Annotated in this window: 7 protein-coding genes and 1 pseudogene; 5 read left to right on the top strand and 3 right to left on the bottom strand. The window is 73.0% G+C overall.

The features are described from left to right. Positions 1–34: 34 nt before the first annotated feature. Complete coding sequence (locus GCU69_RS26750) at positions 35–1,138, bottom strand: LacI family DNA-binding transcriptional regulator (RefSeq protein WP_098752921.1); 1,104 nt, start codon at positions 1,136–1,138, stop codon at positions 35–37. Positions 1,139–1,544: 406 nt separating this feature from the next. On the opposite strand from GCU69_RS26750, the gene hisC reads away from it, so the two are divergent. The 4 genes and pseudogenes from hisC to cydC form a co-directional block, all read left to right on the top strand. Continuing rightward, on the top strand, positions 1,545–2,618 hold the full coding sequence (gene hisC / locus GCU69_RS26745) for a histidinol-phosphate transaminase (RefSeq protein WP_098752920.1): 1,074 nt from the start codon (positions 1,545–1,547) through the stop codon (positions 2,616–2,618). A 474-nt stretch (positions 2,619–3,092) separates the two neighbouring features. Then, the gene (locus GCU69_RS26740) at positions 3,093–4,661 is read left to right on the top strand and encodes a cytochrome ubiquinol oxidase subunit I (protein WP_156207413.1); all 1,569 of its coding nucleotides are present in this window, start codon (positions 3,093–3,095) and stop codon (positions 4,659–4,661) included. A 39-nt stretch (positions 4,662–4,700) separates the two neighbouring features. After that, positions 4,701–5,702 carry a cytochrome d ubiquinol oxidase subunit II gene (gene cydB / locus GCU69_RS26735; protein ID WP_156207401.1) on the top strand — a complete coding sequence of 334 codons (1,002 nt, stop codon included), beginning with the start codon at positions 4,701–4,703 and terminating at the stop codon, positions 5,700–5,702. Positions 5,703–5,775: 73 nt separating this feature from the next. Next, positions 5,776–9,915, top strand: a pseudogene (cydC, locus tag GCU69_RS26730) (thiol reductant ABC exporter subunit CydC); the annotation flags it as partial. A 476-nt stretch (positions 9,916–10,391) separates the two neighbouring features. Here the strand turns inward: cydC and GCU69_RS26725 are convergent. Continuing rightward, positions 10,392–11,306, bottom strand: coding sequence for an HAD family hydrolase (locus GCU69_RS26725; protein ID WP_098752915.1), 915 nt, complete (start codon positions 11,304–11,306; stop codon positions 10,392–10,394). 167 nt (positions 11,307–11,473) lie between these two features. On the opposite strand from GCU69_RS26725, the gene GCU69_RS26720 reads away from it, so the two are divergent. Beyond that, positions 11,474–12,385: an LLM class flavin-dependent oxidoreductase gene (locus GCU69_RS26720; RefSeq protein WP_156207400.1), complete on the top strand. Its 912-nt coding sequence runs from the start codon at positions 11,474–11,476 to the stop codon at positions 12,383–12,385. A gap of 591 nt (positions 12,386–12,976) precedes the next feature. Here the strand turns inward: GCU69_RS26720 and GCU69_RS26715 are convergent. After that, on the bottom strand, positions 12,977–13,312 hold the full coding sequence (locus tag GCU69_RS26715; RefSeq protein ID WP_107644910.1) for a hypothetical protein: 336 nt from the start codon (positions 13,310–13,312) through the stop codon (positions 12,977–12,979). Between the last annotated feature and the right edge of the window lie 194 nt (positions 13,313–13,506).

Below are 13,506 nucleotides of genomic sequence, written 5' to 3'. Positions count from 1 at the left end.
ACGAACGGGCCCTCCGCCGGCCGTCCGCGCTCCGTCAGGAGCGGTCGCCCGGAGGCCGGGGCGCGCTCACCGTCGTGCGCGGGGGGCGCCGCCGCGAGGAGGACCGCACGATGAGCTCCGTCGGTATCACCTGCTGCGTGGGGCCGCCCGCGTCCAGGCCCTCGATGGCGTCGATCAGCAGCTGCACGACCGCGGTCCCGATGCGGCGCGGCTTGAGGGAGAGCGTCGTCACGGGCGGTTCGGTGTTGTCGTAGACGTTCGACTCGCTGCAGCAGACGAGGAGCAGGTCGTCCGGGATCCGCAGGCCGTAGCGGCGGGCGGCGGCGAGCAGGTCGGTGCCGTTGGGGTCGAAGAGACCGTATACGGCGTCGGGGCGGTCCGGGCGGGCCAGCAGCCGGTCGGCGGCCATCGCGCCCGCGCACGGGTCGTGGGCCGGGTACTCCTCGTAGACCGGGTCCTGCCCGGTCCGCTCGCACCAGGAGAGGTAGGCGGTGGTGGACAGCCGGGTGTACGTGTCCGTGGTGGTGCCGGTGAGCAGGCCGATCCGGCGGGCTCCGGCCTCCGAGAGGTGGTCGAGCAGGCCGAGGACCGCGGCCTCGTGGTCGTTGTCGACCCAGGCGGTGACGGGAAGGGAGCCGGCCGGGCGGCCGTCGGAGACGACGGGGATGCCCTGGCGGACGAGTTCGGAGACGACCGGATCGTGGTCGGAGGGGTCGATGACGACGGTGCCGTCGAGAGCGACGTTGGACCAGACGTCGTGCCGGGACGTGGCGGGGAGGATCACCAGGGCGTAGCCGCGGGCGAGCGCGGCGGAGGTGGCGGCCCGGGCCATCTCCGCGAAATACGCGAATTCCGTGAAGGTGAAGGGCTCGTCCCCGTAGGTGGTCACGGTCAGGCCGATCAGGCCGGATCTGCCGGTACGGAGGGTGCGGGCGGCGGCGGACGGGCGGTACCCCAGCCGCTCGGCCACTTCCCGGACATGCCGGCGTGTGGCGTCGGGGAGCCGGCCCTTGCCGTTGAGTGCGTCGGAGACAGTCGTGATCGAGACACCGGCCGCGGCGGCCACGTCCCGGATGCCCGCCCGCCCCAGCCGGCGTCCGGTCGACCGGCTCACCTGGTGCTTCCCTGCTGCTGTCATGGCCAGCCGATAGTAGGGGCCCGAAGGCGTCCCGGTAGTGGCCCGTGAAGAAGCGTCAAGAGGTACGTTTTTGCAAGATCACATAACACCAACCGGCTTGAAAACACAGGCTGTTGTGCACTTTGTGGGCACTCTCAGCAGCCTGTAGGGACTCATGCCCACTGAACGGTGTTTGTTTCGAAGAGGTCTCAAGTCACCCGGACGGGTGAAGCGCCCTCGGCGCACGCCGTCGGCGCACGGAGAACCGGGCGCGCACGCCCCCGTTGCGGGCCTCTTCGGCCGGGATTCCGTCCCCCGTGGGCCCGGCGCCGCAATCCTCATAAGGTATGCAGCATTGGCGACGACGGGACGGTCGAGGAGGACTGCGGTGAGCACTGATTCCCGGGGGAAGACCCCCGAGCCCCCGGTGGGCCCGAAGCTGCGCGAGGTGCTGGAGGGTGTCCCGACGTACAAGCCGGGCAAGCCGGCCGCCGCCGGTGACGGGCCGGTGACGTACAAGCTGTCCTCCAACGAGAATCCGTATCCCCCGCTGCCGGGTGTGCTGGAGAGCACGATCGCCGCGGCCGGTTCCTTCAACCGCTACCCGGACATGGCGTGCAGCGGCCTGATGGCGGAGCTGTCGGAGCGCTTCGACGTGCCGGCCACGCACCTGGCGACCGGCACCGGATCGGTGGGCGTCGCCCAGCAGCTGCTCCAGGCGACCGCGGGCCCCGGCGACGAGGTGATCTACGCCTGGCGGTCGTTCGAGGCGTACCCCATCATCACGCAGATCTCCGGCGCCTCGTCCGTCCAGGTCCCGCTGACCGGCGGCGAGGTGCACGACCTGGACGCGATCGCCCGCGCGGTGACCGAACGCACCCGGCTGGTCTTCGTCTGCAACCCGAACAACCCGACCGGCACGGTCGTCCGGCGCGCGGAGCTGGAGGAGTTCCTGGACCGGGTGCCGCGGAACGTCCTGGTGGTGCTGGACGAGGCCTACCGCGAGTTCATCCGTGACCCCGCGGTGCCGGACGGCGTCGAGCTCTACCGGGACCGGCCGAACGTCTGTGTGCTGCGCACCTTCTCCAAGGCGTACGGGCTGGCCGGGCTGCGGGTCGGCTTCGCGGTGGCGCACGAGCCGGTCGCGGCGGCGCTGCGGAAGACGGCGGTGCCCTTCGGGGTGAGCCAGCTGGCGCAGGACGCCGCGGTGGCGTCGCTGCGCAGCGAGGCCGCCCTGCTGGAGCGGGTCGACGCGCTGGTCACGGAGCGGGACCGGGTCTCGGCGGCACTGCGGGAACAGGGCTGGACGGTGCCGGAGTCGCAGGCGAACTTCGTCTGGCTGCGGCTGGGGGAGCGGACGGCCGAGTTCGCGGCGGCCTGTGAGCGCGCCGGAGTGGTCGTCCGCCCGTTCCCGGGGGAGGGCGTACGGATCACGGTCGGCGAGGCGGAGGCGAACGACCTGCTGCTGGGCGCGGCCGAGGCGTTCCGCAAGGAGCTGTAGCGGGCGGTACCGGCGGGTGCCGGCCGGAAGCGGCTCGCGGGGTGGTTCGCGGGGCGGTTTGAGAGGTGTTTCACGGGGTGGTTCGCGGGGCGTTCGCGAGCCGGTTTACGAGGCGCTTCGCGCGGCGGCCCGCGGGCCGGAACCGGAGCAGGACCGACACAGGGCCGGGCACGGCTTGACCACGGCCGCACAGTGGCCGGGCAACTGCCTGACCACGGCCGGGCAACTGCCCGGGCATGCCGGCCGTGGCCGAGGGCCGACCGGAGCCCGCCGGTCCGCGGCGTCTGCGGGGGTGTGTGTCACAGGGCACACACCCCCGGTCACATCTACGGAAAAGCTGTGCGGCATACTGGGCTTGTGAATGTGAACGCGTTCACAAGCGCACCTGCTTTGCCCCGTATGTACGGGACGAAGCAGGTGATACGTCGCGCCGGTTTCGCAGCGATGTGAGGAGCAACGACCGTGACCGCGGACATGACCCTGGCGCTGGCGCCCGAGACGCTGGCCCGCTGGCAGTTCGGTATCACCACCGTCTACCACTTCCTCTTCGTCCCACTGACGATCTCCCTCGCCTCCCTGGTGGCCGGGCTCGAGACCGCCTGGGTGCGGACGGGCAAGGAGAAGTACCTCCGCGCGACCAAGTTCTGGGGCAAGCTCTTCCTGATCAACATCGCCCTCGGCGTGGTCACCGGGATCGTGCAGGAGTTCCAGTTCGGCATGAACTGGTCCGACTACTCGCGCTTCGTCGGGGACGTCTTCGGCGCCCCGCTTGCCTTCGAGGCCCTGATCGCCTTCTTCTTCGAGTCGACCTTCATCGGCCTGTGGATCTTCGGCTGGGACAAGCTGCCGAAGCGGATCCACGCCGGATGCATGTGGATGGTCGCGATCGGCACCGTGCTCTCCGCCTACTTCATCCTCGCGGCGAACTCCTGGATGCAGCACCCGGTCGGCTACCGCATCAACGAGCGGACCGGCCGGGCCGAGCTGACCGACTTCCTGGCGGTGCTCACCCAGGACACCACGCTCGTCGTCGTCTTCCACACCCTCACCGCGGCCTTCCTGGCGGGCGGTGCCTTCATGACCGGCATCGCCGCCGTCCATCTGCGGCGCGGGCGGCATGTGCCGGTGATGCGGACCTCGTTGCGCCTCGGGCTGGTGACGCTGGTCGCCGGCGGCCTGCTCACCGCGGTCAGCGGCGACCAGCTCAGCAAGGTCATGTTCGAGCAGCAGCCGATGAAGATGGCCTCGGCGGAGGCGCTCTGGGAGAGCGAGGCACCGGCGCCGTTCTCCGTGTTCGCCTACGGGGACGTGGACGAGGGCCACAACGACGTCGCCGTCGAGATCCCGGGGCTGCTGTCCTTCCTCGCGCACGGCGACCTGGAATCCGAGGTCCCCGGCATCAACGACGTCAACGAGGCCGAGCAGGAGCGGTACGGCCCCGGCGACTACCGGCCCAACATCCCCGTCGCCTACTGGGGCTTCCGCTGGATGATCGGCTTCGGCATGACCTCCTTCGCCATCGGCCTCGCCGGCCTGTATCTCACCCGCAAGCGGCTCTGGCTCGCCCCGGAACTCCGTACCACCGAGGACGAGGTGCCGCGACTCGCGCTCACCCGCCGCCGGACGCTCGGCCCCGCGCTGACCGACTGGTACTGGCGCGTCGCCGTGCTGACCATCGGTTTCCCGCTGATCGCCAGCTCCTGGGGCTGGATCTTCACCGAGATGGGCCGGCAGCCCTGGGTCGTCTACGGGGTCCTGCGCACCGAGGACGCGGTCTCCCCCGGCACCTCCCAGGCCGAGGTCCTGCTGTCGATGAGCGTCTTCACCCTGCTCTACGCGGTGCTGGCGGTGATCGAGGTCCGGCTCCTGGTGAAGTACGCCAAGGCCGGACCGCCCGAGCTGACCGCGGCCGACCTCGACCCGCCCACCCGGATCGGCGGCCACGGCGGCCCGCGCTCCGGTCCCGGCCCCGGTTCCGGCCCCGGTTCCGGCTCCGGGGACGGCGCCGCCGAGGCCGACCGGCCGATGGCCTTCTCGTACTGACCGTCGGCCTTCTCGTACTGAACTGCTGGGGAGCGAGGCATGGAACTCAACGATCTTTGGTTCGTCGTCATCGCCGTCCTGTGGACCGGCTACTTCTTCCTGGAGGGCTTCGACTTCGGGGTCGGTGTGCTCACCAAGGGACTGGCCCGGAACCGCAAGGAGCGGCGCGTCCTCATCAACACCATCGGGCCGGTCTGGGACGGCAACGAGGTCTGGCTGATCGCCGCCGGCGGCGCCACCTTCGCCGCCTTTCCCGAGTGGTACGCCACCCTCTTCTCCGGTTTCTACGTGCCGCTGCTGGCCGTCCTGGTCTGCCTGATCGTGCGCGGTGTCGCCTTCGAGTACCGGCACAAGCGGGACGAGGACCGCTGGCAGACCAACTGGGAGCACGCCATCTTCTGGTGCTCGCTGCTGCCCGCCGTGCTGTGGGGCGTGGCCTTCGGCAACATCGTGCGCGGTGTGGAGATCGACGCCCGGATGGAGTACACCGGCGGCCTGCTGGATCTGCTGAACCCGTACGCCCTGCTCGGCGGCGCGGTCACGCTCACCCTCTTCACCTTCCACGGGGCCGTGTTCATCGCGCTCAAGACGCTCGGCGACATCCGGGTGCGGGCGCGCAGGCTGGCGACGGGCGTCGGCTCGGCCGCGGCCGTGCTCGCGGTCGCCTTCCTCGGCCTCACGCAGGCGGACGGCGGTGACGGGGTGAGCCTCGCGGCGATGCTGGTCGCCGCCGTCGCGCTGGTGGCGGCGATCGTGATGAACGCACGTGGCCGGGAGGGCTGGGCGTTCGCTCTGTCCGGGGTCACGATCGTGGCCGCCGTCGCCATGCTCTTCCTGGTGCTGTTCCCGGACGTCATGCCGTCCTCGCTCAACGAGGAGTGGAGCCTGACGGTCGACAACGCCTCCTCCACTCCGTACACGCTGAAGATCATGACCTGGTGCGCCGCGGTGGCGACTCCGCTGGTGATGCTCTACCAGGGCTGGACCTACTGGGTCTTCCGCAAGCGGATCGGCACACAGCACATCGCGGACGCGCACTGAGTCTCTGTCCGCCCCGACGACTCGGCCCGCCGGGACTCGGCCTGCTGGGACCCGGAAGAGGAGGTTGTTTCACGTGAAACCCGTCGACCCGCGACTGCTGCGCTACGCACGCGCGACCCGCGTCTTCCTCGCGGCGGTCGTCGCGCTCGGGCTGGCCGGGGCGGGGCTGGTCGTGGCCCAGGCCGTGCTGCTCGCCGAGATCGTCGTCGGGGCGTTCCAGCGCGGCCTGGACACCGGCGCGCTGAACACCCAGCTGCTCTTGCTGGTCGCCGTGTCCGCCGGGCGCGGCATCGTGTCCTGGCTGACCGAACTCGCCGCGCACCGGGCGAGCGCGGCGGCCAAGTCCGAGCTGCGGATGCGGCTGCTGCGGCACGCCACACGCCTCGGACCGGGCTGGCTGGGATCGCGGCGCAGCGGTGAACTGTCGGCACTGGCCACCCGCGGTGTCGACGCGCTGGACGACTACTTCGCGCGCTATCTGCCCCAGCTCGGGCTGGCGGTCGTCGTACCGGCAGCCGTGCTCAGCCGGATCGTCCTGGACGACTGGGTGTCCGCGGCGGTCATCGTGGCCACCCTCCCGCTGATACCGGTGTTCATGGTCCTGATCGGCTGGGCCACGCGCTCGATGATGGACCGGCAGTGGCGCCAACTCGCCCGTCTCTCCGGGCACTTCCTCGATGTCGTCGCCGGTCTGCCCACCCTGAAGGTCTTCGGACGGGCCCGTGCGCAGGCCGACTCGATCCGCGCCGTCACGGCCGACTACCGGCGGGCGACGCTGCGCACGCTGCGGGTCGCCTTCCTGTCCTCCTTCGCGCTCGAACTGCTGTCGACGCTGTCCGTGGCCCTGGTCGCCGTCGGCATCGGCATGCGGCTGGTCCACGGCGATCTGGACCTCACCACCGGGCTGGTGGTGCTGATTCTCGCGCCGGAGGCGTATCTGCCGCTGCGGCAGGTCGGTGCGCAGTACCACGCGGCCGCCGAGGGGGTGGCCGCGGCGGAGGAGGTGTTCGCGGTCCTGGAGACGGAGCCGACGGGGACGGGCACGGGGGCTGGAGATCCGGGGGCGCGGGGCTCGGAGAGGACGGCGGACGGCTCGGGGGGTGCAGGTTCGGGGGTCGAAGCTTCGGGGGCGGACGGTTCGGGGGCGGACGGTTCGGAGGCGGACGGTTCGGAGGCGGACGGTTCGGAGGCGCAAGGCTCGGGGAGGACGGCGGACCGCTCGGGGGCGCGGGGTTCAAGGGCCGCGGTCAACGGTGCGGGTACGGCACCGGCGGCCGGCTCCGGTACGGCGTCGGGCAGCCACGATCCGGCGGCGGGCGGTCCCGGTGCCGCGTCGTGCGGTGCCGGCCACTCGGCCCGGACCGGTCCCCTCCCGGCCCCCGACGCGCGGCGGGCGGCCCTGCGGATCGAAGGGCTGGTGGTGCGGCACCCCGGGCGCCCCGGTCCTTCGCTGCCGGAGACGACGCTGGAGATCACGCCCGGCGAGACGGTCGCCGTGACCGGACCCAGCGGGGCCGGGAAGTCGACGCTGCTGGCCGCCGTCCTCGGTTTCGCGGAGCCCGCGGCCGGCCGGGTGCTGCTCGACGGCACCGATCTGCGGACGGTCGCCCCGGACAGCTGGCGGCGGCAGATCGCCTGGGTACCGCAGCATCCCTACCTCTTCGCCGGGACGATCGCCGAGAACGTACGGCTGGCCGTGCCGGACGCCGACGACACGGCGGTACGGGCCGCTCTGCGCGACGCGGGCGCGCTCGGCTTCGTATCGGAGCTTCCCGACGGACCGGAGGCGACGATCGGTGAGGGCGGCGCCGGGCTGTCGGCCGGGCAGCGGCAGCGGATCGCGCTGGCCAGGGCGTTCCTCGCGGACCGGCCGGTGCTGCTGCTGGACGAGCCGACCGCGAACCTGGACGGGGAGACGGAGTCGGCCGTCGTGGACTCCGTACGGCGACTCGCGGCGGGGCGCACGGTCCTGATGACGGTGCACCGGCCCGCACTGCTCGCGGTCGCGGACCGGGTGGTCGCCCTCCCCCGGCCCGCCGACTCGGCCCCGGCCTCCGTCATCCGTGGTCCGGTCTCCGTCATCCCTGCCCCGTCCGCCGCCGGCAGGACCGGCGGGCCCTCGCCGGAGGGCTCCGGCCGTCCGCGTCCGGAGCGGATCACCGCATCACCTGCCGCGTACGGTGCCGGGGGGATCGCGCGTGCGGTGACGGCGGACGCGGACAGCGCTGGTCCGGTGGCGCCGGGTTCGGTGGCACCGGGTTCGAGGGTGCCGGATTCAGTGGTACCCGGCTCGACGGACGTGGGTTCGGGGATCGCGGGCTCGGGGGTGCCGGGTTCGGCGACCCCGGGCTCGGGGGTGCCGGGTTCGGCGACCCCGGGCTCGACGGTCCCGGATTCGGGGGCCGCGGGCTCGGGGGTACCGAGTTCCGGGGTGCCGGGTTCGGCGGTCCCGGGCTCGGCGGTCCCGGATCGGGCGCGCGTTGTCCGGGCCGGCGGTGACCGGACCGGCGGTGACCGGGCCAGTGACCCGTTGCGCCGGGTGCGGTGGATGGCCAAGGCACGCCGCGGCCGGTTCGCGCTGGCGCTGCTCCTCGGAAGTCTCGCGCTGGGCAGCGCCGTCGGGCTCATGGCCGTGTCCGGCTATCTGATCTCCCGGGCATCGGAGCAGCCCCCGATCCTCTATCTGATGGTGGCCGTCACGGCGACCCGGGCGTTCGGCATCGGACGGGCCGTCTTCCGCTACGCCGAGCGGCTCGTGGCGCACGACGCCGTCTTCCGCATGCTCGCCGACCTCCGGGTGGCCGTCTTCCGGCGGCTCGAACGGCTCGCCCCCGCCGGGCTCCGCGACACCCGCCGCGGTGACCTGCTGTCACGGCTCGTCGCCGACGTCGACTCGTTGCAGGACTACTTCCTGCGCTGGCGGCTCCCGGTCGGCGCGGCGCTCCTGGTGGGCACGGGCGCCGTCGGCTTCACGGCCTGGCTGCTGCCGGAGGCCGGGGCGGTGCTCGCCGCCGGGCTGCTCGCCGCCGGGGCCGGGGTGCCCCTGCTCTCGGCCGCGGTCTCCCGGCGGGCCGAGCGCCGGCTGGCCCCGGCCCGCGGCGCCCTGTCCGTACGAGTGCTGGACCTCCTGACCGGCACCGCCGAACTGACCGTCGCCGGCGCCCTTCCCGCCCGTACGGAGGACGTACGCCGCGCCGACGTGCTGCTCACCTCTCTCGCGGCCCGCTCCGCGACCGCCGCCGGGGCCGGGGCCGGGCTCGCCTCGCTGATCTGCGGGCTCACCGTGGCCGCGTCGGCCTGGACCGGTGTGCGGGCCGTGCACGACGGGCGGCTCGCCGGGGTGGCCCTCGCCGTCGTGGTGCTCACTCCGCTCGCGGCGTTCGAGGCGGTGTCCGGGCTGCCGCTCGCCGTGCGCTACCGGCAGCGGGCCCACCGGGCGGCCGGGCGGGTGCAGGAGGTGCTGACCGCGCCCGAGCCCGTACGCGAACCGGAGCGGCCGGCCGGACCGCCCGCGACACCGTTCCCGCTGGCCGTACGGAACCTGACGGCACGCCACCCGGGACAGCGGTCCCCCGCCCTCGACGGGATCGGCCTGGATCTCGGCCCCGGACGGCGGATCGCCGTCGTCGGACCCTCCGGCTCGGGCAAGACGACCCTCGCCCAGGTACTGCTGCGCTTCCTCGACGCCGAGTCCGGCACATACACCCTCGCGGGCACCGACGCCGCGGCGCTCGACGGCGACGCCGTACGCCGGCTGGTCGGGCTGTGCGCGCAGGACGCCCACCTCTTCGACAGTTCACTGCGCGAGAACCTCCGGCTCGCCCGGCCCGCCGCGGACGAGTCCGAACTGCGCGCGGCGCTGCGGCGCGCCCGGCTGCTCGACTGGGCCGACGGGCTTCCCGACGGGCTGGACACGCTGGTCGGCGAGCACGGCGCACGGCTCTCCGGCGGCCAGCGGCAGCGCCTCGCGCTGGCCCGCGCGCTGCTCGCCGACTTCCCCGTACTGGTGCTGGACGAGCCCGCCGAGCACCTGGACCTGGCCACGGCGGACGCCCTCACGGCCGATCTGCTGGCCGCGACCGAGGGCCGGGCCACCGTGCTCATCACCCACCGGTTGGCGGGGCTCGACGCGGTCGACGAGATCGTCGTCCTGGAGGCGGGGCGCGCCGTGCAGCGCGGTGCGTACGACGCGCTGGCGGCGGCCGACGGGCCGTTCCGGCGGATGCTCGACCGGGAGCGGGAAGCGGACGACCGGCGGATTCCGCCGGGGGGAGCGGACAATGAGGGGGCGGCTGCGGGGGCCGGAGCCGGTGCGGAGGACGGGGCCGGTGCGGAGGCCTGTGCTGGTGCGGCGGGCGCTCCGGACGCTCCGCAACCTGCCCGCGCGAGCGCCCCGGACGGCACGAACCGCTCGAACAGCACGGACAGCACGGACAGCACGGGCGGCACGGGTCGCATGAACGGCACGAACGGCACGGGCAGCCCGCACGGCGGCGGCCGGGCGGCGTCGGTCCCCACCGCGTGAGCCGGTTCGTGCGATGCCCGCCGGGCGAACCGGTACTGCGGTGCCCGCCGGGCGAACCCGTACCGCGGTCCGTGAGCCCGTACCGCGGGCCGTGAGCCGGCTCCGCGGCCGGTACTGCGTGAGCCGTCCCGGCCGGGCACGTCGTCCGGCGCCGCGTTCCCGCGCTAGCCGCGACCGGCCAGGATCCGTTCGATGACGACGGCCACGCCGTCCTCGTTGTTCGCGACCGTGTGGGCCGAGGTCGCCGCCAGCACGTCGGGATGCGCGTTGGCCATGGCGTACGAGGTGCCCGCCCAGGTGAGCATCTCCACGTCGTTGGGCATGTCGCCGAATGCGACCACCTCCTCCGGCGCGATCCCGCGCTCGGCGCAGCAGTGCGCGAGTGTCGACGCCTTGCTGACCCCGAGTCCGCTGATCTCCAGCAGCGCGGTGGGGCTGGAACGGGTGAACGAGGCGTGCGCGCCGGCCACCGACCGGGCGAGCGACAGATAGGAGTCCGGGGTCAGCTCGGGGTGGTGCGCGAGCAGTTTGAGCACCGGCTGGTCCGCGTCCCGGGCGTCCTCGGCCAGCAGCTTCTCGGCGGCGGCCACCGTGGCGCCGGGATCGAGGTGGAACGGCGGGTATTCGGCCTCGTAGTGGATGCCGGTGGTCAGCTCGACGGCGAAGGAGGTGCCGGGCGCGGCCGTGCGCAGCGCGGCGACCACCTCCAGGGCGTCGGGGCGGTGCAGCGGGCGGACCTCCAGGACCTCGCCGCCGCGGTGCAGGTCGACGACCGCGGCACCGTTGGCGCAGATGGCGAGGCCGTGGCCGTGCACGTGGTCGCTGACCACGTCCATCCAGCGGGCCGGCCGGCCGGTGACGAAGAACACCTCGACACCCGCCTCTTCCGCGGCGGCCAGGGCCGCGACCGTGCGGGGCGAGACCGATTTGTCGTCGCGCAGCAGGGTGCCGTCGAGGTCCGTGGCGATCATCCGTACGGGCCGGGGGGCGCGGACCGACGGGCCGGTGGACCCGGGCGGATCCGGTTGGTGCGGCTCTGGCCGCTCGGTAGCAGACGTCACCGCTCCATCCTCCCGCATATGCGCGCACAGGCGTGCGACGGGGCGCGCAGAGGAGCAGCACACGCCGTCCGGGGTGTGCGCCGGTACGACGCCTCTGGGGTCTTGCGCTTCCGCGCGCCTGTGCATAAACGATTCTCCACAGACGGGGGCCCGGGCTGTCACGACCCCGTCCTAAGCTCGGCGCCATGGCTTCCTCTCCGCGTCCACCGCGCCTCAGCACCGTGATCCTGCCCGTCCGCCGCTGGCACGAGGGCGGCGGTGAGGTGTGGCGCCGCGCCGAGGAGCTCGGCTTCCACACCGCTTACACCTACGACCACCTGTCCTGGCGTACCTTCCGCGACGGCCCCTGGTTCGGCGCCCTGCCGACCCTCACCGCCGCCGCGGCCGCGACCCGGCGGATGCGCCTGGGGACCCTGGTGACGTCCCCGAACTTCCGCCACCCGGTGACCCTCGCCAAGGAGCTGATCTCCCTGGACGACATCAGTGGCGGCCGTGTCACCCTGGGCATCGGCGCGGGCGGCACCGGCTTCGACGCCACCGCCCTCGGCCGTGACCCGTGGTCCCCGCGCGAGCGCGCCGACCGCTTCGGGGAGTTCACCGCCCTGCTGGACCGCCTGCTGTCCGAGGACGTCGTCTCCTACGAGGGCGACTTCTACTCCGCCCACGAGGTGCGGAACATCCCCGGCTGTGTCCAGCGCCCCCGGCTGCCGTTCGCCGTCGCGGCGACGGGCCCGCGCGGGCTGCGGCTGGCCGCCCGGCACGGGCAGGCCTGGGTGACGACCGGCGACCCGAAGGTCTTCGAGACGGGCACCCCGGACGAGTCCCTGGCCGCGATCCGCCGCCAGACGGAGCGCCTGGCCGACGCCTGCGCCGAGGTGGAGCGCGACCCGGCGGAGCTGGACAGGATCCTGCTCACGGGCTTCACACCGGACCGTCCGCTGGACTCCGTCGAGGCCTTCCGGGACTTCGCCGGACGCCACGCGGAGTTGGGCTTCACCGAGATCGTGCTGCACTGGCCGATCCAGGACTCGCTGTTCGCCGCCGACGAGAAGATATTCGAGCGCATCGCGATGGAGGGCCTCGCGCGCTCGGGCTGACGGCCCCGGGGCGGCGTGCTCGCGACCCCGGGAAGCCCGTGTCCGGGACGACGGCGGCAAGGAGTGAGGCGCGAGGCGCGACGGGCCCGACGGGCCGACGGGCCGACGGGCCGACGGGCCGACGGGCCGACGGGAAACGCTGCCAAGCCCTGGGGAAGCCCTGGGGAAGCCGCGGGAAAACCGTGGGAAGCCGCGGGAAAGCCACGGCGCCGTGCGGCGGCGCCGCGGAGAAGGAATACCGCAGCGCCGCGGAGAAGAAGTGAGGAAGCGCCGCGCAGAAGCCGCGCCCCGGTCCGCAAGCGCCGCATGGGAGCCACGCCCCGTCCGGAAATGCCGTGCAGGAGCCCCGCTCGGTGCGCGGGCGCCGCGAGAAGGCGATACGGCCCGCAAAGCTGCTGCGCGTGAGCAACCTTGCGGACCGTATCGATCCGGTGAAAATCCGCCCGGCAAAAGCGCCGGGTGTTCACCCGATCCACACGCGAACGGCCTCCGGCGCGGGCCCGTCCGTTCCGGTCGGCCCTGTCGGTTCCGGGCCTGCCGGTTCTGGCCTGCCGGTTCCCGGCCTGTCGGTTCCGGGCCTGTCCGGTCCGGTCAGGCCCGGCGGAGCCGCGCCGCTATGCCGTGGCCGACCGCGAGATAGACGACGGCGGGCAGGCCGTAATTGAGAACGAAACGCACGCTTTCGCTCTCCATGGTGAAGATGTCCTGTGACCAGCCGGCGAGCCAGTCGGCCACGGCCTCCACGAACTGCACGAACACATTGCCCTCGTTCGCCTCCAGGAGGTGGAGCAGGATCCAGAGCCCGAGGAAAGCGGCGGCGATGTCGGCGATCGTGTGGATGACCAGAGCGGTGCGGCGGGACGCCGTCTCACCTCGGGGTTCGGGTTCCCGGGTGGGCAGGGGGGCGGGCTCGTGTATGTGGCTCATGCTGATCCAATCGGCTGTGGTGCGATGTACCGGAGGCAAGGTGGGACAGTCACTCCCGGGCCGGGCGGCTCCGCCTCTTCGGCCGGCCGTCCCGGCTTTCCGCCGTGCCGGCGCACGGACGGCTCCGTCCCGCGCGTATTCCTCACTGCGAGTTCCGCTCCGCACCCGTTACTCGTAGCCGCGCATTCCCCCGG

This window comes from Streptomyces lycii (genome assembly GCF_009735685.1).
Lineage (GTDB): Bacteria > Actinomycetota > Actinomycetes > Streptomycetales > Streptomycetaceae > Streptomyces > Streptomyces lycii.
This window is presented reverse-complemented; position numbering and strand designations above follow the sequence as displayed.

Excerpts from the sequence above, each read along its gene's own strand:
- GCU69_RS26720 (WP_156207400.1), top strand. The coding sequence starts at position 11,474 with ATGGCTTCCTCTCCGCGTCCACCGCGCCTCAGCACCGTGATCCTGCCC.
- GCU69_RS26750 (WP_098752921.1), bottom strand. The coding sequence starts at position 1,138 with ATGACAGCAGCAGGGAAGCACCAGGTGAGCCGGTCGACCGGACGCCGG.
- GCU69_RS26725 (WP_098752915.1), bottom strand. The coding sequence starts at position 11,306 with ATGCGGGAGGATGGAGCGGTGACGTCTGCTACCGAGCGGCCAGAGCCG.
- GCU69_RS26715 (WP_107644910.1), bottom strand. The coding sequence starts at position 13,312 with ATGAGCCACATACACGAGCCCGCCCCCCTGCCCACCCGGGAACCCGAA.
- GCU69_RS26740 (WP_156207413.1), top strand. The coding sequence starts at position 3,093 with ATGACCCTGGCGCTGGCGCCCGAGACGCTGGCCCGCTGGCAGTTCGGT.
- cydB (WP_156207401.1), top strand. The coding sequence starts at position 4,701 with ATGGAACTCAACGATCTTTGGTTCGTCGTCATCGCCGTCCTGTGGACC.